Source organism: Streptomyces sp. NPDC101165, from assembly GCF_044768135.1.
Lineage (GTDB): Bacteria > Actinomycetota > Actinomycetes > Streptomycetales > Streptomycetaceae > Streptomyces.
In genome coordinates, this window is record NZ_JBIWPG010000003.1 from 110,840 (window position 1) to 137,660 (window position 26,821).

Below are 26,821 nucleotides of genomic sequence, written 5' to 3' on the forward strand. Positions count from 1 at the left end.
CCCGCACCCCGTACGGGCCACCACAACGCGCCGCCCCGCTCGCCCGCCCGGTGCAATGGATGCGTGACCGCGCCCCCCGACGACTGCCTCGCGCGCAACGAGTGGATCTGCGGCGCCTATCTGAGAACCCGCCGCCAGATCCTCCTCGACGCGGTCGCCCAGCACCTCCAGCTGACGTCGGCGGCGGTCCTCATCGGGCTCGTCATCGCTCTGCCGCTCGCGGTACTGGCCCGCCGCTGGGGCTGGACGGCCGGTCCGGTGCTCGGCGTGACGACGATCCTCTACACCATCCCGTCGCTGGCGATGTTCTCCCTGCTCCTGCCCCTCTACGGCCTCTCGGCCACCCTGGTCGTCGCGGGACTGGTGCTCTACTCGCTCACCCTGCTGGTGCGGAACATCCTGGCCGGGCTGCGCGCGGTCCCCGAGGAGACCCGGCAGGCGGCTCGCGGCCTCGGCTACGGTCCGATCCGGCTGCTGCTCACCGTCGAGCTGCCCCTGGCCCTGCCCGCCGCGATGGCCGGACTGCGCATCGCGACCGTCTCGGCGGTCTCCCTCGTCACGGTCGGTGCGATCGTCGGCTTCGGCGGCCTCGGAAACCTGATCTACTCGGGCATGAACACCTACTTCAAGGCCCAGGTGCTCACCGCGTCCGTGCTGTGCGTACTGATCGCCGTCGCCGCCGATGTCCTGCTGCTCGGCGTGCAGTGGCTGATCACCCCTTGGGCGAGGGCGGCCCGCGGATGAGCACCCTCGGCGCCGCCTGGGACTGGCTGGCCGACCCCGCCCACTGGTCCGGCGACGACGGCGTCCGGCACCGGCTGCTCCAGCACCTGGTGCTCACCGTCGTCTGTCTGGTCATCAGCTGCCTGATCGCGCTGCCCGTCGCACTGGTCCTCGGACACCTGGGCAAGGGTGGCGCGCTCGCCGTCAACATCTCCAACGTCGGCCGGGCCGTCCCCACCTTCGCGGTGCTGGTCCTGCTCCTGCTGACCCCGATCGGGAAGTGGGGCGAGGGCCCGACCGTGGTCGCCCTCGTGCTCTTCGCCGTGCCGCCCCTGCTCACCAACGCCTACGTCGGCATGCGCGAGGTCGACCGGAGCGTCGTACAGGCGGCGCGGGGCATGGGGATGACCGGGCGGCAGATGCTCTTTCACGTGGAACTGCCTCTTTCGCTCCCGATGGTCCTCAACGGGGTGCGGATCGCCGCCGTCCAGCTCGTCGCGACCGCCACCATCGCCGCGCTCGCCGGCGGCGGCGGACTCGGCCGGATCATCACGGCGGGCTTCAACCTGGCCAGCACACACATGGTGGTCGCCGGGGCCCTCCTCGTCGCCGTGCTGGCACTGATCGTCGAGGCCGTCTTCGAGGTCGCCGAACGCCTGGCACCGGCCTGGGCCAGGGGCGGCCGATGAGAGGCCGCACCGCGGTCACGGTGGCCGGGCTGCTCGCCCTGACCGCCTGCTCCACCGGCCCGTCCCTGGAGAACCGCGGCGCGGTCACGGCATCGCCCGGCGACAGTCACCACCTGACCATCGGCTCGGCCGGATTCACCGAGAGCGACCTGCTCGCCCAGCTGTACGCACAGCTGCTGAACCAGGCCGGCTACAAGACCTCGATCATCACGGTCGCCAACCGGGAGCTGTACGAACCCGCCCTGGAGTCCGGCCAGATCGACGTCGTGCCCGAGTACGCGGCCACCCTCGCCGACTGGCTGAACGCCAAGACCCACGGCGCCGACGCGAAACCCGTCGGCTCACCTGACCTCGACGCCACGACGAAGGCCCTGCGGAACCTCGCCGCACCCCGTCTCACCGTCCTGCCGCCCGGTCGCGCGGTGGACCAGAACGCCTTCGCGGTGACCGCCGACTACGCCCGGCAGCACCACCTCAAGACCCTCAGCGACCTCGGCGCCTCGAAGCTGAAGGTACGGCTCGCCGCCGGCGACGAGTGCGTGCAACGGCCCTACTGCGAACCGGGGTTGAAGAAGGTCTACGGCATCGACATCACCGGGATCGACCCCAAGGGCGTCGGCACCACCCAGGCCAAGCGGGCCGTGCAGGACGGCCGTGACCAGATGGTGCTGACCACCACCACCGACGCCACCCTCGACCAGTTCGGCCTGGTCCTGCTCGCCGACGACAGGCACCTGCAGAACGCCGACTACGTCGTCCCGGTCGTCAACCGCGCCCGCGCGGGCAGTGCGGGCGTGGCGAAGGCGCTGGGCAGGCTCAACGACGTCCTCACGACAGCGGACCTGGCGGACATGAACCGGCAGGTCGACAGCTGGCGCCGGCTGCCGGCCGACGTGGCCCGTACCTACCTTCAGGACAAGGGCCTGCTGACATGACGGCCCGCCTCAGGCGCCCGAGACCGAGTCGAACGGCACCTGCCCCCGCGCGACACCCCGGGCGTCCGCGTCCACCGAGCGGCGCAGCGCCTCGTGCAGCTTCGCCGGGGTCAGCACGCCCAGGAAGCGCGCCCCGTCCAGCACGGCGACCCACCCGGCGTCGTACTGGAGCATCACCCCGAACGCCTGCTTCAGCGGGGCACCCACCGGCACCCATGCCGTCATCCGGTGGGCGAGGTCCCCGACCGTGCCGCCCGCGGCCAGCTCGTCGATGCCGACCCAGCCGTGCAGATCGCCGTGCGCGTCGAGGACCACCGCCCACCGGGCACCCTCGGCCCGCAGCCGCTCCACGGCCCGCTCGGCGGGCTCGGCCGGCCGGGCCACCGGCGGTTGTTCGAGATCGTCCGGCTGGATCTCGGTGACCGACAGCCGCTTCAGCCCCCGGTCGGAGCCCACGAACCCGGCGACGTACGGCGTGGCGGGCGAGCCGAGCACCGCACCCGGCGTGTCGAACTGCTCGATGCGCCCCTGCCCGTAGACGGCGATACGGTCACCGAGCCGGACGGCCTCCTCGATGTCGTGCGTGACCAGCAGCACCGTCTTGCGCACCGCGGCCTGCATCCGCAGGAACTCGTCCTGCAACTGCTCCCGTACCACCGGGTCGACCGCGCCGAACGGCTCGTCCATCAGCAGCACCGGCGGATCGGCCGCGAGCGCCCGGGCCACGCCCACCCGCTGCCGCTGGCCGCCGGAGAGCTGCTCCGGATAGCGCGGCCCGTACGTCTTCGGGTCGAGGCCCACCAGATCGAGCAGCTCGGCCGCCCTGGCCCGCGCCTTCGCCCGCTTCCAGCCGAGCAGCGCCGGCACGGTCGCCGTGTTGTCCAGCACCGTGCGGTGCGGGAAGAGGCCCACCTGCTGGATGACATAGCCGATCCGGCGGCGCAGCCGCACCGGATCCACCTGCGCGATGTCCTCTCCGTTCACGAAGATCCGGCCGGAGGTCGGCTCGATCAGCCGGTTCACCATCATCATGGTCGTCGTCTTGCCGCAGCCCGAGGGACCGACGAGGGTGACCAGTTCACCCTCGGACACCTCGAAGGAGAGGCCGTCCACGGCCGTCGTACCGTCCGGATACCGCTTGGTGACCTGCTCGAACCGGATCATTCCCTCACGCTAGCGGGACCGCTCGCGCTGTCGCGCCAAGGGGAGGGTGGCGGAGTGTCAGCCCAGGAGGACGACCTCCAGGGTGCGGGGGCCGTGCACGCCCTCGACCCGGTCCAGTTCGATGTCGCTCGTGGCCGACGGGCCGGAGATCCAGGTCAGCGGGCGGGTGGGGGAGAGGCGTGCGAGGGCCTGCGGGACCGAGGAGACCACCTGGCCGGGCACCCGCACCACACAGATGTGGTGGTCGGGGACGAGGCTGATCCGGCGCCGGCCCTGGTCCGGGCCGCCGTCCAGCACGATCGTGCCGGTTTCGGCGATCGCCACCGCACAGGCCGTGACCACGCTGTCCACGCGGTCCAGCTCGTGCGGCGTGCTGTCGGCCCGGTCGGCGACCCGCGTCACGTCCGCCTCCGCGAGCCAGCTCTCCGTCAGCCCCGGCGGCACCAGCACCGAGCCCGCCTTCCGGTCCGTGAGCAACCGGGCGATCAGGGACGGGAGTTCGTCCTCCGTGCAGCGGTGCACGATCGCCCGATAGTCCGCCAGGTTCTCCGCCAGCAGCTCCACGGTCTGCTCGACACTTCGCTCGCCGTGCTTGGTGAGGTACGTGCGCGGGACGGCCTCGTCGTCCGGCGTCACGTCCGCGAGCGCGCGCCGCACCCGGCCCAGGATCCTTTCCCTGCTGCTCACTTGGCGCCGCCCTTTCCGCCGTGCGTCCGCTGCCACCAGTCGCGGAAGGGTTCCGTGGGCACCGGAGGCAGGTCCCGGGTGCCGGTCCACGCCCTGCCCGGGCCCGGAAGGGTGCGGGGGTGCAGCCGGCGGGTCCGCGAAGCGATCCGCTGCCCTGCCCGCAACGCCCCCGGATGCGCGAACGCCCAGCGGGCCGCCCGCATGGCCGCCCGCTCCGCCGCATGCCCCTTCGCGGGCTTCAGCACCACCCTGTTGCCCTCCCGGACGGCCGGACCGCCCTCCACGACCCGCTCCCGCAGATGCACCAGCACCTCGGGGATGTCGATGGCGACGGGGCAGACCTCGTAGCAGGCGCCGCAGAGCGACGACGCGTACGGCAGCGAGGCGTCGATCTCGCTGGCCGTGCCCCGGAGTTGAGGGCTCAGGATCGCCCCGATCGGGCCCGGGTAGACCGAGCCGTACGCGTGCCCGCCCGCCCGCTCGTACACCGGGCACACGTTCAGGCAGGCCGAGCAGCGGATGCAGCGCAGCGCCTGGCGGCCGACCCGGTCGGCGAGGGTGTCGGTGCGGCCGTTGTCGAGCAGGACCAGGTGGAAGGCCCGCGGTCCGTCCTCGTCCGTCGTGCCCGTCCACATGCTCGTGTACGGGTTCATGCGCTCGGCCGTGGAGGAGCGGGGGAGGGTCTGCAGGAAGACTTCCAGGTCGCGCCAGGTGGGCACGATCTTCTCGATGCCGACGACCGAGATCAGGGTCTCCGGGAGGGTGAGGCACATCCGGCCGTTGCCCTCGGACTCCACGACCACCAGCGTTCCGGTCTCGGCGACCATGAAGTTGGCGCCGGAGATGCCGACCTTGGCGCGCAGGAACTTCTCCCGCAGGTGCAGCCGTGCGGCCTCGGCGAGTTCGGCGGGCGTGTCGGTGAGGCCTTCGGGGGCGGGACGGCCCCACTCGCCCATCTCCTTGCGGAAGATGTCCCGGATCTCGCCCCGGTTGCGGTGGATGGCCGGGACCAGGATGTGCGAGGGCCGGTCCTTGCCCAACTGCACGATCAGCTCGGCGAGATCGGTCTCGTAGGCGCGGATGCCCTCCGCCTCCAGGGCCTCGTTGAGACCGATCTCCTGCGTGGCCATGGACTTGACCTTGACGACCTCCGACTCGCCGGTGGCCCGGACGAGTCCGGCGACGATCCGGTTGGCCTCGTCGGCGTCCGCCGCCCAGTGGACCGTGCCCCCGGCGGCCGTGATCGCCTCCTCCAACTGCACCAGATAGCGGTCCAGATGGCGCAGGGTGTGGTCCTTGACGGCCCGGCCCGCCTCCCTCAGCTCCGCCCAGTCGGACAACTCGGCGACCGCCTTGGCCCGTTTGGCGCGGATGGTGTGCGTGGCGTGGCGGAGATTGCCGCGCAGGGTCTGGTTGCCCACGGCATCGTGCGCCGCCTTCGGAAAGGCCGGCATGCCGACGAACGTCCCGCTCATACCGCCGGTTCCTCCTCCGTGCTCGCCAGGATCTCAGCGATGTGGACCGGCCGCATGTCCACCTCGAGCCGGGTCATGGTCCCGCCGATGTGCATCAGACAGGAGTTGTCGGCCGCGCACAGCACCTCGGCGCCGGTCGACTCCGCGTTGCGGACCTTGTCGGTGCCCATCGCCGCCGAGACCTCGGAGTTCTTCAGCGCGAAGGTCCCGCCGAACCCGCAGCACTCATCGGCCCCCGGCAGCTCCGCCAACTCCAGCCCCTCGACAGCCTGCAGGAGCCGTCGGGGCCGGTCGCCGAGCCCGAGACCGCGCAGGCCGTGGCAGGTCGGATGGTAGGTGACCTTGCGCGGGTAGTAGGCGCCCACGTCCGTCACGCCCAGCACGTCCACCAGGAACTCCGTCAGTTCGTAGGTCCTGGGGACCACGGGCGCCAGCGTCCGGGCGAGGTCGTCGCCGCGCCCCTCGGCCCGCGCCCGCTCACCCATCCTCGGATACAGCTCCCGCACCATCGCCGCGCACGACCCGGACGGGGTGACGACGGCCTCGTACTCCCCGAAGACATCGGAGAAATGCCGGGCCAGGGGCTCCGCCTCATGCCGATAGCCGGTGTTGTAGTGCGCCTGCCCGCAACACGTCTGTGCCATCGGGAAGTCGACCTCGACACCCAGCCTGGTCAGCAGTTTCACCACCGCTCGGCCGGTGTCCGGATAGAGCGTGTCGTTGACACAGGTCAGGAACAGGGCGACACGCATCGCGGCTCCTCGCGGTCGGTCATCGGACGAGTGCAGGGTAATGGGCGGACACCGCCGGGGGCAGAGGGCGACTCACCGCGCGGCGAGCCGGGCCTGGGCCTCCCGCCAGCGCGCCGTGTCGCCCCGTGGCGCGTACCGGGTCAGCGGCTGGGTACGGGTGAGCAGCCGGCGCATGCCGTCGAGGTCACCGACCAGCCCGTGGGTGCGGGCCTGTACGAGGATGTTGCCGAGGGCGGCCGCCTCCGTGGCGCCCGCCACCACCGGCAACCCGCACGCGTCGGCCGTCAGCTGACACAGCAGCGCGTTACGCGTTCCGCCCCCGACGACGTACACGACGTCCACCGGATGGCCGGCCAGCCGCTGCGCGTCCTCGACGGCCCTACGGTGGGCGAGGGCCAGCGAGTCGAGGATGCACCGTGTGATCTCGGCCCGCGTACCGGGCACCGGCTGCCCCGACGCCCGGCACGCCTCGGCGATCCGCTCCGGCATCCGCCCCGGAGCCAGAAAGGCCTCGTCCCCCGCGTCGACGACCGACCGCAGCGTCGGCACGCCGGCGGCCTCGCGCAGCAACAGCCCCAGATCGGGCTCCCCCCAGGCCCGTACGCACTCCTGGAGCAGCCACAGCCCCATGATGTTGCGCAGATAGCGGACCGTGCCGTCGAGCCCCAGCTCATTGGTGAAGTTCGCGGCCCGGCTCTCCTCGGTGAGCACCGGCGCGTCCAGCTCCAGGCCGGCCAGGGACCAGGTGCCGGTGCAGATGTAGGCGAAGCGCTCACCGGAGGCCGGTACCGCGGCCACCGCCGAAGCGGTGTCGTGCGACCCGACGGCCGTCACCGGCACCGGACCCGTGAGCCCCGTCTCCTCCAGCACCGCCGCCCGCAGCACACCCGCCGGATCACCCGGCTGCCGCAGCGGTGCGAACAGCCCGAGGTCGATCCCCAGCCGCTCGGCGACGTCGTACGACCATGTGCGCGTCCGGGGATCGATCAGCTGGGTCGTGGACGCGTTGGTCAGCTCGGTGCCCTGCTCGCCGGTCAGCCAGTACGTCAGCAGGTCCGGGACGAGCAACAGCCGCCGCGCGTGGGCGAACTGGGCGGTCGAGCGGGCCGCCGTGAGCTGGTACAGCGTGTTGAAGGGGGCGTACTGCAACCCGGTCGCCGCGTACAGCTCGGCGGCCGGCACGCTCGCCCACACCTTCTCCGCGACGCCCTCGGTGCGGGCGTCGCGGTAGTGCACCGGGTTGCCCAGCAGGGCCCCGTCGGCGTCCAGCAGGCCGTGGTCCACGGCCCAGCTGTCGATGCCGACGGAGTCGAGTCGTCCACCGCAGTGGGCACCGGCCGCCCGCAGCCCGTCCAGCACACCGGCGTACAGCGCGAGGACGTCCCAGCGCAGCCCCTCCGGCACCCGCACCGGCCGGTTCGGGAACCGGTGCGCCTCGCTCAGCTCCAGCGCGTCGTACCCGACCCGCCCGACCATCACGCGCCCGCTGGACGCGCCCAGATCGACGGCGGCGTACGACTTCACGCCCGCGCTCATCGAAGGAACGCGGCCGCCACACCCGCGTCGACCGGGATGTGCAGCCCGGTGGTGTGCGTGAGGTCCCCGCCGGTGAGCGCGAACACCGCGTTCGCCACATGCTCCGGCAGCACCTCCCGCTTCAGGATGGTCCGCTGCGCGTAGAATTCGCCCAGCTTCTCCTCCGGCACTCCGTACACGGCGGCCCGCCGAGCACCCCAGCCGCCCGCGAAGATCCCGGACCCCCGCACGACACCGTCCGGGTTGACCCCGTTCACCCGGATCCCGTGCTCACCCAACTCGGCTGCCAGCAGCCGCACCTGATGGGCCTGGTCGGCCTTGGTGGCGGAGTAGGCGATGTTGTTCGGTCCCGCGAAGACGGCGTTCTTCGACGCGATGTAGACGATGTCCCCGCCCAGCCCCTGCGCGATCATCACGCGAGCCGCTTCCCGCGAGACGAGGAAGGAACCACGGGCCATGATGTCGTGCTGGAGGTCCCAGTCCCTGGCCGAAGTCTCCAGCAGCGGCTTGGAGATGGAGATGCCGGCGTTGTTCACCACCAGGTCGATGCCGCCGAAGGCGAGCGTGGCGGCCCTGAAGGCGTCGGCGATCTGCGCCTCGTCCGTCACGTCCACGGTGACGGCGACGGCCTTGTCGGGTCCGCCCAGTTCCTCCGCCACGGCGGACGCGTTCTCGCCGCCCAGATCGGCGACGACGACACACGCCCCCTCGGCCACGAGCCGGTGCGCGATCGCCTTCCCGATCCCGCTGCCCGCCCCGGTCACGAGGGCCACCCGGGTGGCCAGCGGCTTCGGCTTCGGCATCCGCTGGAGCTTGGCCTCCTCAAGGGCCCAGTACTCGATGCGGAACTTCTCCGACTCCTCGATCGGCGCGTACGTGGACACGGCCTCGGCCCCACGCATCACGTTGATCGCGTTGACGTAGAACTCACCGGCCACCCGGGCGGTCTGCTTGTCCTTGCCGAAGGAGAACATGCCCACGCCGGGAATCAGCACGATCGCCGGGTCGGCGCCGCGCAGGGCGGGGGAGTCGGGCAGCGCATGCCGCCGGTAGTAGGCGGCGTACTCCTCGCGGTAGGTGGCGTGCAGCTCCTTCAGCCGGGTGATGGCTTCCTCCAGGGGCGCGCTCGGCGCGAGGTCCAGCACCAGCGGTCGTACCTTGGTGCGCAGGAAGTGGTCGGGGCAGGAGGTGCCCAGTGCGGCGAGCCGGGGATGCTCGGCCCGCGCCATGAAGTCGAGAACGACCTCGGAGTCGTTGAAGTGCCCGACCTGCGGCTTGTCCTGGGAGGCGAGGGCCCGTACGTACGGCGCGAGGGCGGCGGCCCGCTCCCGCCGCTCGCTCTCGGGCAGCGCCCCGTACCCCTCGATGGCGGGCCCGAACGGCTCCGCCTTCCCCTTCTCCTCCAGGAAGGCCTCGGCGGTGCGGATGATGTGCAGAGAGTTCCGCTCGCACTCCTCGGACGTCGAGCCCCAGGCGGTGATCCCGTGTCCGCCGAGGACGCATCCGACGGCCTGCGGGTTGGCCTCCTTGAACGCGGCGATGTCCAGCCCCAGCTGGAACCCGGGCCGCCGCCACGGCACCCACACCACACTGTCCCCGAAGCACTCGGCGGTCAGCTTCTCCCCGTCGGCGGCGCAGGCGAGCGCGATGCCCGAGTCGGGATGCAGATGATCGACATGCGGGGCGTCGAGCAGCCCGTGCATGGCGGTGTCGATGGAGGGAGCCGCCCCGCCCTTGCCGTGCAGGCAGTAGTCGAAGGCGGCGACCATCTCGTCCTCGCGCTCCACCCCGGGGTAGACGTCGACGAGCGCCCGCAGCCGGTCCAGCCGCAGCACGGCGAGCCCCGCCTCGGTGAGCGTGCCGAGGTCTCCACCGGACCCCTTCACCCACATCAGCTCGACGTCACCGCCGGTGACGGGGTCGGTGTCGGTGCCCTTGGCGGAGGCGTTTCCGCCGGCGTAGTTGGTGGTACGGGGATCGGAGCCGAGCCGGTGGGAGCGAGCCAGCAGGGCAGCGGCTTCAGGATGGGTCGCCATGAGATGCAGTCCTTATTTCAGAAGAGGGCGAGTATCGAAAGGGGCGCGGGGAACTGCGCGACCAGCCACACACGGCCCGCACCCCGCGACGAAACAGATCCCGGCAGATGCTTACGCGCCCCAACCGGCCTGCTCTCCTCCCACCCGCTCGGCAACGATCTTCTCGGCCCACCCGGACCGCTGGTAAGCAGCAATCGGCTCGGGATCCAGCCCCATCTCCTCCCGCACCTCACGAAGCAACGGCCGCACATCCGTGTTGTACGCATCCATCAACACGGCATTGGCGCCCAGCACATCACCGGAGACCTGCGCCGCGGCCAACGCCGACCGGTCGACGAGCAGAGCCTTCGCCGTAGCCTCCTGCACATTCATCACCGACCGGATGATCGCCGGGATCTTCGCTTCGATGTTGTGGCACTGGTCGAGCATGAACGCGACCTCGGAGGTGAACCCACCCCCACGCACGACCTCGTACATGATCCGGAACAGCTGGAACGGATCAGCGGCCCCCACCATCAGGTCGTCATCCGCGTAGAACCGCGAGTTGAAGTCGAACCCTCCGAGCTTCCCCTCCCTGAGCAGCGTGGCGACGATGAACTCGATGTTGGTCCCGGGCGCATGGTGCCCCGTGTCCACCACGACCTGCGCCTTGGGCCCGAGCTTCAGACAGTGGGCGTACGCCGTACCCCAGTCCGGGACGTCGGTCGTGTAGAACGCCGGCTCGAAGAGCTTGTACTCCAGCAATATCCGCTGCCCGTCCCCGAGTCGCGCGTACACCTCGGAGAGCCCCTCGGTGAGCCGGTCCTGCCGCGCCCGTACGTCGTCCTGCCCTGGATAGTTGGTACCGTCGGCGAACCACAGCTTGAGATCGGCGGAGCCCGTCGCGTCCATGATGTCGACGCACTCCAGCAGATGATCGACGGCCTTACGGCGCACCGCCGCCTCCGGATGACAGATGCTGCCGAGCTTGTAGTCGTCGTCCTGGAAGGTGTTGGAGTTGATCGCGCCGAGCTTCAGCCCACGCTCCTCGGCGGACTTCGCCAGGGCCGCGTAGTCCTCGACCCTGTCCCAGGGGATGTGCAGGGCGACGGTCGGGGTCACGCCGGTGAGCGCGTGCACCTGTGCCGCGTCCGCCAGCTTCTCCTGCGGATCGCGTGGCACGCCTCGCTGGGCGAACACCTTGAACCGCGTCCCCGAGTTCCCGTACGCCCACGACGGTGTCTCGACGGCCTGGGTCTTGAGCGCGGCCTTCACCGCGGCGAGGTCGGTCACTTGAGGGCTCCTGTGGGGTCCGGTCGAACGACGGAACGTGTGAAACGATTCAGAACGGCAAGCTATGAGCCCTCCCGAGGGGTGTCAAGCGCTCTGGCCAACCCTGTTTCCCGTGACTCGGCCGTGAACTTCGGCTATCGAAATCTTTTCGACACGGACCCATTGACGTGACATGGCCGGGATGCCTAACGTCCCGGCCATCCAGTTGAAACCTTTCACGGCACCGTGGGGACCGCCGCGGGCGTCGTCGAGGAGCCATCCATGACCCACCCGCCTGACCCGGGACCGGCCCCGGTGCTGGCCCTGAGGGGCGTGTCCAAGTCCTTCGGCGCCGTACGCGCCCTACGCGGCGTCTCCCTGGAGCTGATGCCCGGCGAGGTGCACGCCCTCGCCGGCGAGAACGGCGCGGGCAAGTCGACCCTGATCAAGACGCTCGCCGGCGTGCACCGACCGGACGCCGGTCAGGTGCTGCTCGACGGCGAGCCCGTCGTCTTCCACGGCCCCGGTGACGCCCGCGACGCCGGTATCGCCGTGATCTACCAGGAACCGACCCTCTTCCCCGACCTGTCGATCGCCGAGAACATCTTCATGGGCCGCCAGCCCCGCCGTGCCCTCGGCCGGATCGATCACAAGGCCACGCACGCGGCCACCGCGGCCCTGATGCGGCGGCTCGGCGTGGATCTCGACCCCGACCGCCCGGCCCGGGGTCTGTCGATCGCCGACCAGCAGATCGTGGAGATCGCCAAGGCCCTCTCCTTCGACGCCCGCGTTCTGATCATGGACGAGCCCACGGCCGCCCTGACCGGCAGCGAGGTCGCCCGCCTCTTCGGCGTCGTGAGCACCCTGCGCGAACAGGGCGCCGCCGTCCTGTTCATCTCCCACCGGCTGGAGGAGATCTTCCAGATCTGCCGGCGGGTGACGACGCTGCGGGACGGGGCTCTGATCGCCGACGAGCCCCTGGACGGCATGACCGAGGACGACCTGGTCCGCCGCATGGTCGGCCGCGACCTGGACGAGCTGTACCCCAAGCTGGACGTCACACCCGGCCAGGTCGCCCTGAGCGTGCGCCGGCTGACCCGCGAGGGCGTCTTCACCGACGTCTCCTTCGAGGTCCGGCGCGGCGAGATCGTCGGCCTCGCCGGGCTCGTCGGTGCGGGTCGCACCGAGGTCGCCCGCGCGGTCTTCGGCGTCGACCGCTGGGACGCGGGGGAGGTCGAGGTCGACGGTCGCAGACTCACCAACGGCGCGCCCTCCACCGCGATGGCCGCCGGACTCGCCCTGGTCCCCGAGGACCGGCGCGCGCAGGGCCTGGTGATGGACATGTCCATCGAACGCAACATCGGCCTCACCGGGCTGCGTACGACGGTGAAGGCCGGGCTGGTGGACCGTGGCGCCGAACGCAGCCGCTCCCTCGACTGGGCGGTGAAGCTCCAGGTGAAGTACGCCCGGATCGCCGACGCCGTCTCCACCCTCTCCGGCGGCAACCAGCAGAAGGTCGTCCTCGCCAAGTGGCTGGCCACCGGCCCGAAGGTGCTGATCGTGGACGAGCCCACCCGCGGCATCGACGTCGGCACCAAGGCCGAGGTCCACCGGTTGCTGTCCCGGCTCGCCGCCGACGGGGTCGCCGTCCTGATGGTCTCCTCCGATCTGCCCGAGGTCCTCGGCATGGCCGACCGCGTGCTGGTGATGCACGAGGGCCGGATCACCGCCGAGATCCCCCGCTCCGAAGCCACCGAGGAAACCGTGATGGCCGCAGCCACCGGGAGGGCCGCCGCATGACGGTGACCGCACCCGACCACGCACCGCCCGCCGAGGTGCCGGGGTCCAGCGGCACCCGCCTGGTCGACCGCGTCTTCAAGATGCGCGAACTCGCCATCCTGGTCGTCTTCCTGGTGATGATCGCGGTGACCCAGGCGGGCAACAGCGAGTTCCTGTCCGAGCAGGGCATCAAGGACCTGCTGCTGAACGCCACGATCCTGGTGCTGGTCGCCACCGGCCAGTCCCTGGTGGTGATCACGAGGAACGTCGACCTGTCCGTCGGCTCCACCCTCGGCATCAGCGCCTTCGCGGCCGGCAGCTACCTCCACGGAGACGGGAACCCCGTCGTCGCCATCGCCCTCGCCGTCCTGCTCGGCGTCGGCTGCGGGCTCCTCAACGGCCTGCTCGTGAGCCTCGGCCAGGTGCCCGCGCTCGTCGTCACCCTCGGCACCCTCTACATCATCCGCGGCATCGACTCGATCTGGGTCGGCTCCCGGCAGATCACCGCGGCCGATCTCCCCGGCGGATTCGTGGACTTCGGCTCCGGCGGACTCTCGGCGATCCCCTGGCCGGCCCTGATCGCCCTCGCCGTCCTCGTCGCCACCGCCTACTACCTCAGACACTTCGGCAGCGGGCGTGAGCTGTACGCGCTCGGCTCCAACCCGGAGGCTGCCCGCCTCGCCGGCATCCCCGTCCGCAAGCGCATCCTGGCCGCCTACACCCTCTGCGGTGCATTGGCCGGACTCGCCGGCGCCCTGTACCTGGCCCGGTTCGGCAACGTCGACTCCGGCACCGGCAACGGCTACGAACTCACCGTCGTCAGCGCGGTCGTGGTCGGCGGCGTCGCCTTCACCGGCGGCTCCGGCAGCGTCTACGGGGCCGCCCTCGGTGGACTGCTGCTCACCTCGATCAACAGCGTGCTGCCCGCCCTCGGCGTCAGCTCCGTCTGGGTGCTCGCCATCAACGGTGTCCTGCTGGTCCTCGCCATCGCCGTCGACCGGATCGTCGCGCTGCGGGTGGCCGCCGCCCTGAAGAAGAGGAAGGCCCGCCATGCCTGAGTCCCTCACCCGCGCGGTCCGCTGGGACACGGTGGTCGGCGCGCTCCTGGTCCTCCTGTTGCTGGTGTCGTTCGGCACGGTCGACGGCTTCGGGAACGCCCTGAACCTGTCGTTCCTGATCGGCAACACGCTGCCGATCGCCCTGATCGCCCTGCCGATGACCCTCCTGGTGGTGGCCGGAGAGATCGACCTGTCCGTGGCCTCGACGGCCGGTCTGTCGGGCGCGGTGATGGGCAAGCTCTGGAACGAGGGCATGGCCATCGAGACGATCATTCCGATCTGTCTCCTGCTCGGCGTGGTGTGCGGGCTGGCCAACGGCCTCCTCGTCACCCGGCTCGGACTGCCCTCCCTCGCCGTCACCATCGGCACGCTCGCCGCCTACCGGGGCATCGCGCAGATCGTGCTCGGCTCGGACGCGGTGACCGACTTTCCCACGCAGTACCTGGACTTCGCGGCGGGGCGGATCGGGAACACGTTCATCCCGCAGGCCTTCCTGCCCTTCCTCGTGCTGCTCGCGATCGCCGTGGTCGTCCTGCACGCAACCCCGTTCGGGCGGTCGTTGTTCGCGATCGGTGCGAATGAGGAGGCGGCTCGGTTCGCCGGCATCCGAGTCAAGAGGCACAAGTTGATCCTCTTCACGGTGACCGGGCTGATGGCGTCTCTCACTGGCATCTTCTGGGCGCTTCACTACGCCAGCGCGCGGTACGACAACGCCACAGGGCTCGAACTCTCCGTCGTCGCGGCTGTGCTGCTCGGCGGTATCGACTTCGACGGGGGCAAAGGCACGTTGGGCGGTGCCATCGCCGGGGTGTTTCTGCTCGGTGCGCTGCAGAACGTGATGAGCCTGCTGAATGTCTCCGCGCAGTCGCAGATTGTTGTGACCGGTGTGCTGCTTGTCGTGTCCGTGCTCGGGCCTCGGACCGCTCGGCAGATTTCTGTCGCGAGGGCAGCCAGTTCAGCTGGATAGGCCGTTCGCACGCTACGAGCCCGTTGTGGCTGGTCGCTCCCCCAAGTTCTCGGCTTCGCTCGGACAGGGGGAACCCCCATCGCGGCGGAGCCGCAAATCAACACAGCCCCGCGCCCCTTTTGGGGGCGCGTCTCCCTCACCCCCGTATCAAAGGACCCCATGCCATGCGCAAGTCATCCCTCCGCCGCACCTGCGCCGCCCTCGCCGCGGCCACCTCCCTCGCCCTGGCCCTCACCGCCTGTGGCGGCACCACCAAGAAGGACGTCAAGGACGACAACGCCTCTGCCGCCTCCGCCGGCAAGGCCGATCCGAACGCGGCCACCAAGAAGGGGCTGACCGTCGGCTTCCTGCCCAAGCAGGTCAACAACCCGTACTTCACCACCTCCGACAAGGGCGGCGAGAAGGCCCTCGCCGAACTGGGCTCCACGTACAAGGAGGTCGGCCCGAGCAGCGCCACCGACACCTCCGGGCAGGTGAGTTACGTCAACACCCTCACCCAGCAGCAGGTGGACGCGATCGCCGTGTCAGCGCAGGACCCGGGGGCGCTGTGCACCGCGCTCAAGCAGGCCATGAGCAACGGCATGAAGGTCGTCACCTACGACTCGGACACCAACCCCGGCTGCCGTAACGCCTTCGTCTCGCAGGCGTCCGCCGAGGACCTGGGCCGTACCGAGGTGCAGCTGCTGGCCGAGCAGATCGGGTACAAGGGCGAGATCGCGGTCCTGTCCGCCGCGCAGACCGCGACGAACCAGAACACCTGGATCGGCTACATGAAGGACGAGCTGAAGGACCCCAAGTACAAGAACGTCAAGCTGGTCAAGATCGCCTACGGCAACGACGACGCCCAGCAGTCCTTCCAGCAGACCCAGGGCCTGCTCCAGGAGCACCCGAACCTGAAGGGGATCATCTCCCCGACGACCGTCGGCATCAAGGCGGCCGCGCAGTACCTGTCCGGCTCCAAGTACAAGGGCAAGGTCAAGCTGACCGGCCTCGGTACGCCCAACGACATGCGCAAGTACGTGAAGAACGGCACCGTCGACGCCTTCGAGCTGTGGGACCCGGCCAAGCTCGGCGACCTCGCCGCCCGCACCGCAGTCGCCCTGGTGTCCGGGCAGATCACCGGCAAGGAGGGCGAGACCTTCAAGGCCGGCGACACCACGTACACCATCGGCAAGGACGGCGTGATCAACCTGGGCAAGCCGACCGTGTTCGACGCCAAGAACATCGACCAGTTCAACTTCTAGTGACGCAGGCGCTGTTGATGCAGCGCGTGTGCTTCCTGCTGAAGGTCCGGGCGGACCGGCTCGACGAGTACCGCGAGCGGCACGCCGCCGTGTGGCCGGAGATGCTCGACGCCCTGCGGGCGACCGGCTGGCACAACTACTCGCTCTTCCTGCGCGAGGACGGCCTGCTCGTCGGCTACCTGGAGACCGAGGACTTCGCCGCCGCCCAGGCGGGGATGGAGGCCACCGACATCAACGCCCGCTGGCAGGCGGAGATGGCGCCGTTCTTCGAGTCGTTGGACGGCGCCCGGCCCGACGAGGCCATGAAACCGCTCACCGAAGTGTTCCACCTGGCCTGACCCCTGGAGTCCCGCTGATGAGAAGACGCACCGTGCCGGCGAACGCGTTCCTGGCCGCCGTTGCGGCCTCCGGCACCGCGAACGCGGCCGATCCCGGCCCGTCCGTCGCCAAGAAGGGCACCACCCGACTCGACGGCCAGGCCATCTACTTCGTCTCCTACGACGGCCTGGTCAACAACAACTCCTTCCAGAAGAACGGTCTGCTGACCTACAAGGGCCACCAGTACGCCGCCTGGTACACCTCGACCCGCAACGCCGTCGTCGCCCGCCGGGTCCTCGGCGGCTCCACCTGGTCGACCGTCACCCTGTCCCACACCCTCAAGAGCGACGACTCCCACAACGTCATCTCCATGGGCGTCTCGAAGACCGACGGCCGTCTCCACCTCACCATGGACTCCCACAGCGACGGCTTCTTCTACGTCAAGTCGGTCGCCGGACTCCTCGACAACCCAGGGTCCACGTCCTGGACCTCGTCCGTCTTCGGTGCCGTACGGACGACCCTCGACGGACTCGCGCTCACCTCGCAGTTCACCTACCCCCAGTTCGTCTCCACGCCCGAGGGCAGGCTCCAGCTCAGCTACCGGGTCGGCGTCTCCGGCAACGGCCGTAACGCCCTTGCCGAGTACGACGGTTCGTCCTGGACCGTGCTGGGGGAGTGGACCGGCTCCACCGGCGCCTACGCCGGCGCGCACGGCTCCAGCACCGCCCGCAACATGTACCTGCACGGCATCGACTACGACACGAGAGGCCGGCTGCACGCCTTCTTCACCTGGCGCGAGCAGAACGCCGCCGTGATGGGCAACAGCGGCGGCATCACCAACCACGACACCGGCTATGTCCACTCCACCGACCGCGGCCGCACCTGGCGCAACGACACGGGCACGGTCGTGGGCACCACCGGCACCTCGGACACGATCGCCGTCGGTGACGCCGGACTCGTCGTCGACTCCCTGAACCCGGACCACTCCCTGATGAACCAGGAGAGCCAGGCCACCGACTCGGCCGGCCTGCCGCACGCGATCATCAGCTACGTCCCCTGCCGCTTCGGCCGGTGCACCACGAACCACGTCGCCGACCGCACCGCGCACGGCCGCGCCTTCCACCTCCGCAAGAACTCCTCCGGCAGCTGGCAGAAGACCGAGATCCCCGTCGCGCTGAACTCCAGCCAGCGCACCAAGCTGGTCCTGGACAGGTACGACAACGCCTACGCGATCTTCCCGTACGGCCGGATCGCGGGTGCCTCGAAGTCCTCCGGGTACACGGACTGGGCGCTGCTGTACGACGGCGGCGACCTGAACGCGTTCGGGGAGGTCGTGATCGACGAGATGCGCGTGACGGCGGACAACGTGCTGTCCTTCATGTACCAGGAGAAGTCGAGCGGCACCACCCCCTCGCCCCTGCATGTCGTGGACTTCGCACTCCCCGCGTGACCGGTCTGTTCTGGGCGGCGATGACGGTAATGTGAAGGCCTTCCCGCCGCCCCTCGTTTCCCTGGAGGTCCCCGCCCGATGGCCCAGCCGGTGGGTATCAAGGACGTCGCCCGCGCCGCCGGAGTGTCGGTGGGCACGGTGTCGAACGTCATCAACCGCCCGGACACGGTCGCCAGCGAGACCCGGGCCCGGGTGCTGTCCGCGATCGACCGGCTCGGCTACGTCCGCAGTGAGTCCGCGCGCCAGCTGCGCGCGGGCCGGAGCCGGATCATGGGCCTGCTCGTCCTCGACATGGGCAACCCCTTCTTCGTGGACGTCGCACGCGGCGCCGAGCGGGCCGCACGCGAGGCCGGGGTCGGCGTGATGGTCTGCAACAGCGCGCAGAACGCCGCCGAGGAGGCCGAGTACCTCTCCCTCTTCGCCGAGCAGCGGGTGCGCGGGGTGCTGCTCACCCCGGCCGACGCCACCGGCCGCAACATCGCGGCCTTCCGCCGGCACGGCATCCCGTTCGTGCTGGTCGACCGGGTCGCCGAGGGCACCACCGAGTGCTCGGTATCCGTGGACGACGTGGCGGGCGGCGCCCTCGCCGTCCGGCACCTGGTCGACGCCGGGCACCGCTCCATCGCCTACGTCAGCGGCCCGCCCGGACTCAACCAGGTCCGTGACCGCCGCACCGGCGCGCTGAACGCCCTCGCCGAGGCCGGGATCGGCCCGGACGCGCTGCGCGAGCTGCCCACCGAGCGGCTCGACGTGGCCGCCGGCCGGGACGCGGGCGCCCGCCTGCTCGGCCTCGCCGACCGCCCCACGGCCGTCTTCTGCGCCAACGACCTGCTCGCGCTCGGCGTCCTGCAGGCCATGTACGCGGCGGGCGTCACCGTTCCGGACGACCTCGCGATCGTCGGCTACGACGACATCGAGTTCGCCGCCGCGGCCGCCGTACCGCTGACCTCCGTACGGCAGCCCGCCGTCACCATGGGCGCACTCGCCGCCGAGCTGCTGCTGGAGGAGACCGAGACCGAGGGCGGCGCCGGTGCCCACGAACACCGGCGCGTGGTGCTCCAGCCGGAGCTGGTGGTGCGCCGCTCGAGCCTGGCCGCCCGCTGACCGGAAGTTCAGTAACGATCCATGATCCCGGGGCTCGGCTCACCGCCGTCCATGTGCTGAACTGGGACGCGTCCGACCCATCCGTCCCGGGAGACCCGTTGAGCATCAGTTACCGCCAGCCCGGCGTCGTCCTCACCGACCGTCACTTCACCGTGCCCCTCGACCACGGCGACCCCGACGGCGAGACCATCGAGCTGTACGCCCGGGAGGCCGTCGCCAGTGACAAGGCGGGCCAGGACCTGCCCTGGCTGCTGTACCTGCAGGGCGGGCCCGGCTTCGGGGCGAACCGTTTCGCCGGGCGGCAGGCCTGGCTCGACCGCGCCCTCAAGGACTACCGCGTCCTCCTGCTCGACCAGCGCGGCACCGGCCGCTCCACACCCGCGACCCGGCAGACGCTCCCGCTGCGCGGCGGCCCCGCCGAGCAGGCCGGCTACCTCACCCGCTTCCGCGCCGACTCGATCGTCCGCGACTGCGAGGCCATCCGCACCGAGGTGACGGGCGGCGCCCCCTGGACCGTGCTCGGCCAGAGCTTCGGCGGCTTCTGCACGGTGTCGTACCTCTCCCTGGCCCCCGAGGGGCTCAGCACCGCCGTCATCACCGGCGGGCTGCCCTCCCTCGACGCCCACGCCGACGACGTCTACCGGGCCGCCTACCCGCGCATCGAGCGCAAGGTCGCCGCGCACTACGCCCGTTACCCCCAGGACGTGGAGCGGGCCCGCCGTGTCGCCGACCACCTCCTCACCCGCGACGTCGTGCTGCCGGGCGGCTACCGCCTCACCGTGGAGGCGTTCCAGTCCCTGGGCCTGATGCTCGGCACGAGCGACGGCAGCCACCGGCTGCACTACCTCCTGGAAAACCCCTTCGTCCGCACTCCGGGCGGCTTGGACCTGTCCGACGCCTTCCAGGAAGAGGTCCAGGGCCTGCTGTCGTACGCGGGGCACCCGCTGTACGCGCTCGTCCACGAGGCGATCTACGGCCAGGACACCCGCCCCACCGCCTGGGCCGCCGAGCGGGTCCGCGCGGAGTTCCCGCAGTTCGACGCGGCCAAGGCGATCGCAGGCGACGCCCCGGTCCTGTTCACGGGCGAGACGGTCCACCCCTGGATGTTCGACGCCGACCCGGCCCTGCGCCCGCTGCGCGAGACCGCCGAACTGCTCGCCGCCCGCACCGACTGGCAGCAGCTGTACGACCCCGCCCGCCTCGCCGCCAACGAGGTTCCGGTCGCCGCGGCGGTCTACCACGACGACATGTACGTGGACACCGCCCACTCCCTGCAGGCCGCCCGCGCCGTCCGAGGCCTGCGCACCTGGGTGACCGACGAGTTCGAGCACGACGGCCTGCGCGCCGGAGCGCCCCGGGTCCTGGACCGGCTGCTGGCGCTGACCCGCGACGAGGTCTGACGACGCAGGACGGGTGCGGCACAAGGCGTCCTCCCCGAGGGCTCTGCCGTGGTCCGCGCGGCCGGCCGCGCGGACCTGGACCTGCCCGCCGGCCCCCTCCGGGGTGCGCGACTTCCATGCCTACCTGCCCGCCTACGCCCCCACGTCGCTGACCGAACTGCCCGCCCTGGCTGCCGAGTCGGGGGTCGGGCGGGTCTTCGTCAAGGACGAGTCGTGCCGCCTGGGCCCGCCCGCCTTCAAGGCGCTGGGCGCGTCCTGGGCGGTCCACCGCGTGCCGGCCGAGCGCGCGGCCCAGGATCCGGGCACGGGGCCGGTCACGCTGGTCGGTGTCACGGACGGCAACCACGGGCGTGCCGTGGCCCGTGTCGCGCGCCTGCTCGAGCAGCGTGCGCACATCGTCGTCCCCCGGGGCCCCCATCCGGACGCGTCACCGGGGAGGGCGCCGAGGAACGCCGTACCGCACCAGGCCTCGGACCGGCCTCCGTGGCCGTCCTGCCGAGCACCGGGGGAGCGTCCGCCACCCCGCACACCGCCGCCGTACCGCCCGCGAGAAACCCACGCTGAAAAAGGAGTTGCGACATGGGCTCGGCCGCATAGTCTGCGGCCATGAGCGAGCCGAAGATCACTCAGCTCCAGCCTCTGCCCGACGACTGGCAGCGTGCCCTCGCGGTGGTCGCGCACCCCGACGACCTGGAGTACGGGTGCTCGGCCGCGGTCGCCGCCTGGACCGATGCCGGCCGGGCGGTCGCCTATGTCCTGGCCAGCAGTGGCGAGGCGGGCATCGATACCCTCGACCCCGCCACCTGCGGTCCGCTGCGCGAACGCGAGCAGCGGGCGAGCGCGGCCGTCGTCGGCGTCACCACCGTGGAGTTCCTCGGCCACCGGGACGGTGTCATCGAGTACAGTCCCGCGCTGCGCCGCGACATAGCCGCCGCGATCCGCCGCCACCGCCCCGAACTCGTCGTCACCCTCAACCACCGCGACACATGGGGCGGTGTCGCCTGGAACACCCCCGATCACGTCGCCGTGGGCCGCGCCACCCTGGACGCGGCCGCGGACGCCGGCAACCGCTGGATCTTCCCGGAGCTCGCCGAGCAGGGACTGGAGCCCTGGAACGGCGTCCGCTGGGTGGCCGTCGCCGGTTCCGCCAGCCCCACGCACGCCGTGGACGCGACGGTCGGCCTGGAGCGCGCGGTGGGCTCCCTGCTGGAACACCGCACCTACATAGAGGCGTTGACCGAACAGGACCCGGAGACGTACGTCCGCGACTTCCTGACCGAGACGACCACCGCCACCGGGGAACGCTTCGGCGGGAAGCCGGCGGTGGCCTTCGAACTGTTCCACCGATAGCCGAGCCGACGAACCACCACCGAACGGGGACCCCATGAACGGCACCGACCTGCTCGCCGACCGCTTCGAGGAGCACCGCGGGCAACTGCGCGCGGTGGCCTACCGGATGCTCGGCTCGCTCGCCGAGGCGGAGGACGCGGTCCAGGAGGCGTGGCTGCGGCTCGGCCGCAGCGACACGGACGAGATCAGGAACCTCGGCGGTTGGCTGACCACGGTCGTCGGGCGGGTCTGCCTGGACATGCTGCGCTCGCGCACCGCCCGCCGAGAGGAACCGATGGACGACACGTTCGTCCCCGACCCGGTGGTCCGCCCGCTGTCCGAGGTGGACCCGGAGGCGGAGGTGCTGGAGGCGGACTCGGTCGGGCTCGCCCTGCTCGTCGTCCTGGAGACCCTGGACCCGGCCGAGCGGCTGGCGTTCGTGCTGCACGACATGTTCGCCGTGCCCTTCGACGACATCGCGGCGATCGTGGAGCGCACCCCGGCCGCCACCCGGCAGCTGGCCAGCCGGGCCCGCCGCCGGGTGCAGGGCGCGACGCCCGCGGTCGACCCGGATCTCGGCCGGCAGCGGCAGGTGGTCGACGCCTGGCTGGCCGCCTCGCGCGGCGGCGACTTCGACGCGCTCCTCGCCCTGCTCCACCCGGACGCGACGCTGCGCGCCGACGCCGGCGCCCTGGTGCGCGGAGTGGCCGCTTCCAAGGCCGTGCACGGGGCCCGGACGGTCGCCGAACAGGCCTCGATGTTCTCCCGGTTGGCCGTGTACGCCCGCCCGGCGCTGGTCAACGGCGCGGTGGGCCTGGTCACCGCGCCCGAGGGACGGCCCGTGTCGGTCACGGCGTTCACGATCGTCGACGGACGGATCACCGGCCTGTACATCCTCGCCGACCCCGACCGCATCGCCGCGCTGGACCTGCCCACGCCGAAGGGCTGACCGTACCGCCGTGGTCAGGACAGTTCCGCAGGTCAGTAGGCTGGACGCATGCCGGATCAGACCACCGACCACTCCGCCCTGCGGGGCGACTGCGCCCAGTGCTTCGGCCTGTGCTGCGTCGCCCTGCCCTTCGCGGCCTCCGCGGACTTCGCCCTCGACAAGCCCGCGGACAAGCCCTGCCCCAACCTGCGGGGCGACCACCGCTGCGGCATCCACGCGGACCTGCGGAACAAGGGCTTCACCGGCTGCACGGTCTACGACTGCTTCGGCGCGGGGCAGAAGGTCTCGCAGATCACCTTCGGCGGGCAGGACTGGCGTACGGGCTCGAAGGAGCACGCCCGCCGGATGTTCGACGTGTTCCCGGTCGTGCGCCAGCTGCACGAACTGCTCTGGTACCTGACCGAGGCACTGGGGCTCGACGCCGCCCGGCCGGTCCACGCCGATCTGCGCCGGGCGCTGGAGGAGACCGAGCGGCTCACCCGGCAGACCCCCGAGGAGCTGGCCACGCTGGACGTGGCCGCCCACCGGCAGGAGGTCAACGTGCTCCTGCTCCGTACCAGCGAACTGGCCCGGGCGAGGGTCACCGACGCCGGGGGCGGCAAGGGGAGCAAGGGCAAGAAGGGCAAGGGGAAGGACCGGCGGGGCGCCGACCTCATCGGGGCCCGGCTCAGGGGCGCCGACCTGAGCGGTGCCAGCCTGCGCGGTGCCTACCTCATCGCCGCCGACCTCACCGGCGCCGACCTGCGCGGAGCCGACATGATCGGCGCCGACCTGCGCGGCGCCGACCTGACCGACGCGGACCTCACCGGCGCCTTCTTCCTCACCCAGCCGCAGTTGAACGCAGCCCGGGGCAGCGCCGGCACCAGGCTGCCGGAGTCACTCACCCGCCCCGTGCACTGGGCAGCGGCCGGCTGACCCCGAGCCGTCGTCCGGGACCGTCACGGGTGTGGCCGCGGCGGGCACGGGGGCGGTGCGGCGCTCCAGGTGCATCCGCAGGCCCTCCGGCATCAGCGTCAGACGCTCGGTGACCCGGAGCCGGTAGTCCGGGTCCGGCCGCAGCTCGTAGCGGCGCAGCAGCAGGCCGAGGACGAGGGTCGCCTCGTGCAGGGCGAACTGGCGGCCGATACAGGCCCGCGCGCCGGTCCCGAACGGCTTGAAGGTGTGCGGGGGACGGGCGCGTACGGCGGCGGCGTCGAACCGGTCCGGGTCGAACCGCTCGGGGTCCTCGCCCCACACCTCCGGGTCGCGGTGCAGCATCGGCAGCAGCACCAGCGCCCAGGCACCGCGCCGCATCGGATGCTCCCCGGCCAGCACCGTGTCCTGCCGGGCCTCCCGGGCGTAGCCGGGCGCGGTCGGCCACAGCCGCAGCGACTCGTCCAGCACCCGGCGGACGTAGCGCAGCTTGGCGACCTGGTCGTAGCCGGGTTCCGGGGTGTCACCCCAGACGCGGTCCACCTCGGCGCGGGCCCGGGCGGCGACCTCCGGGTGCCGGGCCAGGTAGTACAGGGCGAAGGAGAGCGCGCCCGAGGTGGTCTCGTGGCCCGCCACCAGGAACGTGATCACCTGCTTGCGGACGTTCTCCGCCGACAGCCGCTCCCCGGTCTCGGGGTGGGCCGTCGCCAGCATGCGGTCCAGCAGGTCCCCGTCCCCGCCGCCCGAGCGGCGCCGGTCCGCCACCAACTCGTCGACCGTGCGGTCGAGATGGGCGATGTCGGCCGCGTTGCGCCGGGAGGCACCGCGCAGCAGCAGCGGTGCCAGCGGCCCGGGCACGCTGTTCAGCCGCTGGGCATAGGTGAGCGTGCCCACCATCGCCGACACGAAGGGGTGCGGCCGGTCCCGCTCGAAGGAGCCGAAGTCGTGCCCGAACCCGGTGCGCGAGATCGTCTCCAGGGTCAGCTTGGTCATGTCGCCGGGCACGTCCACCGCCCGCCCGGCCGCCAGCTCCCGGTCCCAGTGGCCGGTCAGCCGCTCGGCGACCGCCAGCATCATGCCGTGGTAACCCTCCATGGCCTCCCGGGTGAAGCCGGGCGCGAGGACGTCGTGGGCCAGCTGCCAGTTCGGCTCGTGGTTGTACGCCGTGAAGAGGCCGTCGCCGGCGACCGGGCGAAGATTGGCGATCCCGAGGCCCACATGCTTGGCGAACCGGGACTCGTCGGCGAGATCGGCGACCAGGCGTGAGCCCCACAGGAACACGAACTCGTTCCCGAACGCCCGGCGTCGGAAGATCGGGCCCAGTTCCCGCCCGAAGCGCATCGAGTCCTGCACGGGTCGGCGCCGGTCGACGCCCAGCACATCGCCGGCCAGCGGCAGCCGGCGCGGCGGATGCGGGATGCGGTGCAGCTCCGGCCAGCCCTGCTCGGCGCCCCGGAACCCCTTGGGCAGCCCGGTCTCCCTCGTCCCCGCCATGACGCGATCTCCCTTGATCCAGCGGATGGTCGAACCTGTGACGCGCGCGTGTTGTACGTGAGTTCAATAACGTCTTTCAGTGTGGTCCGCTTGTTGAACTCGCGTCAAGTAAAGTGACGCCATGGCCGCGAACCAGGGGGAGCGAGCCCGGCGCAGACTCAGCACCGAGGAACGCCGTGAGCAGCTGTTGTCGGTCGGGGCGAGGCTGTTCTCGGAGAGCCCCTACGACGACGTGTGGATCGAGCAGGTCGCCGAGATCGCCGGAGTCTCCCGCGGGCTGCTGTACCACTACTTCCCGACCAAACGGGACTTCTTCGCCGCGGTCGTGGAGCGCGAGAGCGAGCGGATGCTGCGCATGACGGCGGCGGTCCCCGGGGTACCGGTGCGCGAGCAGCTGGCCGCCGGCCTCGACACCTATCTCGGCTACGTCGAGGCCCACGCCCACGGCTTCCGCGCCTTCCACCGCGCCGACGCGGCCGGTGACCAGGCCGTGCGCCGTGTCTACCGGCGGGCCCTCGCCGCCCAGGAGGAGCAGATCCTCGCCGCGCTGGCCGTGGACCCCGAGTTCGGTCCCGTCCTCGACAGCGCCCCGCACGTGCGCCTGGCCGTGCGCGGCTGGCTCGCCTTCACCACGGCCGTCTGCCTGGAGTGGCTGCGCGACGGCGGTCCGACCCGGGACCAGGTGCGCGACCTGTGTGCACGTGCCCTGCTGGGTGTCCTCGCATAATTCCCCGTCTCGGCCGGACGTGGTTGGCGCGCGCCCGGATCTTCGATAGGTTAGGCAAGGCTTACCTAAGGAGGTCTCGGGATGGGTGACACGCAGGACTGGGCGGCCGGACCCGGCGCGGCGGAGCGGGCGCGGTCGATGCTCGCCGCCGCGTGGTCGTGCCGGGTGACCGCGGACGGCGCCCGCGAGGAGTACGTCGGCGCGCACTCCGTGACCGAGGACGGCGGGGTGCAGCTCGACGTGCCCGAGGACAGCGCCCTGCTCGCGGCCGCGCTGTGCGCCCCACGCGGGGAGCCGTCGGCCGTGCTGGAGTTCGCCGACGTGGCCCCCGTCCCGGTGCGGCAGCGCATCCGGGCCAGGCTCTGGCTGGCCGGCTGGTTCGCGCCGACCGACGACGGCTCGCTGCTCTTCCGGCCCACGCGGGTGGTGCTGCGGCAGCCGTCCGGTGCCGTGCTCGTCGACCTCGACGAGTTCGCCGCCGCCCGACCCGACCCGCTGGCACTCGCCGAGGCCCAGCTGCTGACCCACCTCGCCGACGCCCACCCGGACGCCGTCGAACGGCTCACCCGGCTCGTGCGGCCCGAGAGCCTGCACGCCGCGACCCGGGTGACGCCCCTCGCCGTGGACCGGCACGGCCTCACCCTGCGCATCGAACGCACCCGAGCCCACGGCGACGTACGCCTGACGTTCCACACGCCCGCCGACGACGTCACCCAACTCACCGAACGCATGCACGCGCTGCTGGCCCAGGCGAGCGCCGCGGTCTGCCCGCGTGCGCTGCAGCGGCAGCGTGCGGAGGGCGACGGATGAGGCGAACGGCCGGCGCGTGAGGGGCGGTTCGC

25 protein-coding genes are annotated in these 26,821 nt (G+C 71.4%); 17 read left to right on the forward strand and 8 right to left on the reverse strand.

Annotated features, from left to right (window positions below):
- The first annotated feature begins 63 nt into the window (after positions 1 to 63).
- From ACIRVH_RS07140 to ACIRVH_RS07150, 3 genes are read left to right on the forward strand one after another with little or no spacing between them, the layout of a single operon-like run.
- Entirely contained in the window at positions 64 to 744 is a 681-nt protein-coding gene (locus ACIRVH_RS07140; protein ID WP_403949014.1) for an ABC transporter permease, read from the forward strand.
- Positions 741 to 1,412: an ABC transporter permease gene (locus tag ACIRVH_RS07145; protein ID WP_403949015.1), complete on the forward strand. Its 672-nt coding sequence runs from the start codon at positions 741 to 743 to the stop codon at positions 1,410 to 1,412. Before ACIRVH_RS07140 ends, ACIRVH_RS07145 begins: the two co-directional genes overlap by 4 nt.
- Positions 1,409 to 2,347: an ABC transporter substrate-binding protein gene (locus tag ACIRVH_RS07150; RefSeq protein ID WP_403949017.1), complete on the forward strand. Its 939-nt coding sequence runs from the start codon at positions 1,409 to 1,411 to the stop codon at positions 2,345 to 2,347. Before ACIRVH_RS07145 ends, ACIRVH_RS07150 begins: the two co-directional genes overlap by 4 nt.
- 9 nt (positions 2,348 to 2,356) lie before the next feature.
- Here the strand turns inward: ACIRVH_RS07150 and ACIRVH_RS07155 are convergent, their stop codons facing one another.
- The 7 genes from ACIRVH_RS07155 to rhaI all read right to left on the reverse strand — a co-directional run bounded on the left by ACIRVH_RS07155 (position 2,357) and on the right by rhaI (position 11,269).
- On the reverse strand, positions 2,357 to 3,511 hold the full coding sequence (locus ACIRVH_RS07155; RefSeq protein WP_403949019.1) for a betaine/proline/choline family ABC transporter ATP-binding protein: 1,155 nt from the start codon (positions 3,509 to 3,511) through the stop codon (positions 2,357 to 2,359).
- 57 nt (positions 3,512 to 3,568) lie between these two features.
- Positions 3,569 to 4,198 (reverse strand): lactate utilization protein C, encoded by a 630-nt coding sequence (locus ACIRVH_RS07160; RefSeq protein WP_403949022.1) that lies wholly within the window; start codon positions 4,196 to 4,198, stop codon positions 3,569 to 3,571.
- Complete coding sequence (locus ACIRVH_RS07165; RefSeq protein ID WP_403949024.1) at positions 4,195 to 5,673, reverse strand: LutB/LldF family L-lactate oxidation iron-sulfur protein; 1,479 nt, start codon at positions 5,671 to 5,673, stop codon at positions 4,195 to 4,197. Before ACIRVH_RS07165 ends, ACIRVH_RS07160 begins: the two co-directional genes overlap by 4 nt.
- Positions 5,670 to 6,425, reverse strand: a complete 756-nt coding sequence (locus ACIRVH_RS07170) for a (Fe-S)-binding protein (protein WP_403949026.1) — start codon at positions 6,423 to 6,425, stop codon at positions 5,670 to 5,672. Before ACIRVH_RS07170 ends, ACIRVH_RS07165 begins: the two co-directional genes overlap by 4 nt.
- Positions 6,426 to 6,497: 72 nt before the next feature.
- Positions 6,498 to 7,961, reverse strand: coding sequence for a rhamnulokinase family protein (locus ACIRVH_RS07175; protein WP_403949028.1), 1,464 nt, complete (start codon positions 7,959 to 7,961; stop codon positions 6,498 to 6,500).
- Positions 7,958 to 9,997 (reverse strand): bifunctional aldolase/short-chain dehydrogenase, encoded by a 2,040-nt coding sequence (locus tag ACIRVH_RS07180; RefSeq protein WP_403949031.1) that lies wholly within the window; start codon positions 9,995 to 9,997, stop codon positions 7,958 to 7,960. Before ACIRVH_RS07180 ends, ACIRVH_RS07175 begins: the two co-directional genes overlap by 4 nt.
- Before the next feature lie 111 nt (positions 9,998 to 10,108).
- Complete coding sequence (rhaI, locus tag ACIRVH_RS07185) at positions 10,109 to 11,269, reverse strand: L-rhamnose isomerase (RefSeq protein WP_403949034.1); 1,161 nt, start codon at positions 11,267 to 11,269, stop codon at positions 10,109 to 10,111.
- A gap of 261 nt (positions 11,270 to 11,530) precedes the next feature.
- On the opposite strand from rhaI, the gene ACIRVH_RS07190 reads away from it, so the two are divergent.
- The 12 genes from ACIRVH_RS07190 (at position 11,531) to ACIRVH_RS07245 (ending at position 23,761) form a co-directional block, all read left to right on the forward strand.
- Complete coding sequence (locus tag ACIRVH_RS07190; RefSeq protein ID WP_403949037.1) at positions 11,531 to 13,048, forward strand: sugar ABC transporter ATP-binding protein; 1,518 nt, start codon at positions 11,531 to 11,533, stop codon at positions 13,046 to 13,048.
- On the forward strand, positions 13,045 to 14,085 hold the full coding sequence (locus tag ACIRVH_RS07195) for an ABC transporter permease (RefSeq protein WP_403949038.1): 1,041 nt from the start codon (positions 13,045 to 13,047) through the stop codon (positions 14,083 to 14,085). Before ACIRVH_RS07190 ends, ACIRVH_RS07195 begins: the two co-directional genes overlap by 4 nt.
- Complete coding sequence (locus tag ACIRVH_RS07200) at positions 14,078 to 15,052, forward strand: ABC transporter permease (RefSeq protein WP_403949041.1); 975 nt, start codon at positions 14,078 to 14,080, stop codon at positions 15,050 to 15,052. The genes ACIRVH_RS07195 and ACIRVH_RS07200 overlap by 8 nt, the downstream gene beginning before the upstream one ends.
- A 164-nt stretch (positions 15,053 to 15,216) precedes the next feature.
- On the forward strand, positions 15,217 to 16,296 hold the full coding sequence (gene rhaS / locus ACIRVH_RS07205) for a rhamnose ABC transporter substrate-binding protein (protein ID WP_403949043.1): 1,080 nt from the start codon (positions 15,217 to 15,219) through the stop codon (positions 16,294 to 16,296).
- A gap of 17 nt (positions 16,297 to 16,313) precedes the next feature.
- Positions 16,314 to 16,634 carry an L-rhamnose mutarotase gene (locus ACIRVH_RS07210; protein ID WP_386577992.1) on the forward strand — a complete coding sequence of 107 codons (321 nt, stop codon included), beginning with the start codon at positions 16,314 to 16,316 and terminating at the stop codon, positions 16,632 to 16,634.
- Between the two features lie 17 nt (positions 16,635 to 16,651).
- Positions 16,652 to 18,064, forward strand: a complete 1,413-nt coding sequence (locus ACIRVH_RS07215; RefSeq protein WP_403949046.1) for a BNR repeat-containing protein — start codon at positions 16,652 to 16,654, stop codon at positions 18,062 to 18,064.
- A 78-nt stretch (positions 18,065 to 18,142) separates the two neighbouring features.
- On the forward strand, positions 18,143 to 19,168 hold the full coding sequence (locus tag ACIRVH_RS07220; protein ID WP_403949049.1) for a LacI family DNA-binding transcriptional regulator: 1,026 nt from the start codon (positions 18,143 to 18,145) through the stop codon (positions 19,166 to 19,168).
- Between the two features lie 98 nt (positions 19,169 to 19,266).
- Positions 19,267 to 20,568, forward strand: a complete 1,302-nt coding sequence (locus tag ACIRVH_RS07225) for an alpha/beta fold hydrolase (protein WP_403949051.1) — start codon at positions 19,267 to 19,269, stop codon at positions 20,566 to 20,568.
- 103 nt (positions 20,569 to 20,671) lie between these two features.
- Positions 20,672 to 21,178: a pyridoxal-phosphate dependent enzyme gene (locus tag ACIRVH_RS07230; RefSeq protein ID WP_403949922.1), complete on the forward strand. Its 507-nt coding sequence runs from the start codon at positions 20,672 to 20,674 to the stop codon at positions 21,176 to 21,178.
- Entirely contained in the window at positions 21,175 to 21,918 is a 744-nt protein-coding gene (locus ACIRVH_RS07235) for a PIG-L deacetylase family protein (RefSeq protein WP_403949054.1), read from the forward strand. The genes ACIRVH_RS07230 and ACIRVH_RS07235 overlap by 4 nt, the downstream gene beginning before the upstream one ends.
- A 34-nt stretch (positions 21,919 to 21,952) precedes the next feature.
- The gene (sigJ, locus tag ACIRVH_RS07240) at positions 21,953 to 22,846 is read left to right on the forward strand and encodes an RNA polymerase sigma factor SigJ (protein ID WP_403949057.1); all 894 of its coding nucleotides are present in this window, start codon (positions 21,953 to 21,955) and stop codon (positions 22,844 to 22,846) included.
- Between the two features lie 48 nt (positions 22,847 to 22,894).
- Complete coding sequence (locus ACIRVH_RS07245) at positions 22,895 to 23,761, forward strand: pentapeptide repeat-containing protein (RefSeq protein ID WP_403949060.1); 867 nt, start codon at positions 22,895 to 22,897, stop codon at positions 23,759 to 23,761.
- Here the strand turns inward: ACIRVH_RS07245 and ACIRVH_RS07250 are convergent.
- The gene (locus tag ACIRVH_RS07250; protein WP_403949063.1) at positions 23,723 to 25,252 is read right to left on the reverse strand and encodes a cytochrome P450; all 1,530 of its coding nucleotides are present in this window, start codon (positions 25,250 to 25,252) and stop codon (positions 23,723 to 23,725) included. The genes ACIRVH_RS07245 and ACIRVH_RS07250 overlap by 39 nt on opposite strands.
- A gap of 121 nt (positions 25,253 to 25,373) precedes the next feature.
- On the opposite strand from ACIRVH_RS07250, the gene ACIRVH_RS07255 reads away from it, so the two are divergent.
- Positions 25,374 to 25,979, forward strand: a complete 606-nt coding sequence (locus ACIRVH_RS07255) for a TetR/AcrR family transcriptional regulator (protein ID WP_403949066.1) — start codon at positions 25,374 to 25,376, stop codon at positions 25,977 to 25,979.
- Positions 25,980 to 26,060: 81 nt separating this feature from the next.
- Entirely contained in the window at positions 26,061 to 26,789 is a 729-nt protein-coding gene (locus ACIRVH_RS07260; protein WP_403949069.1) for a DUF2470 domain-containing protein, read from the forward strand.
- The last annotated feature ends 32 nt before the right edge of the window (positions 26,790 to 26,821 follow it).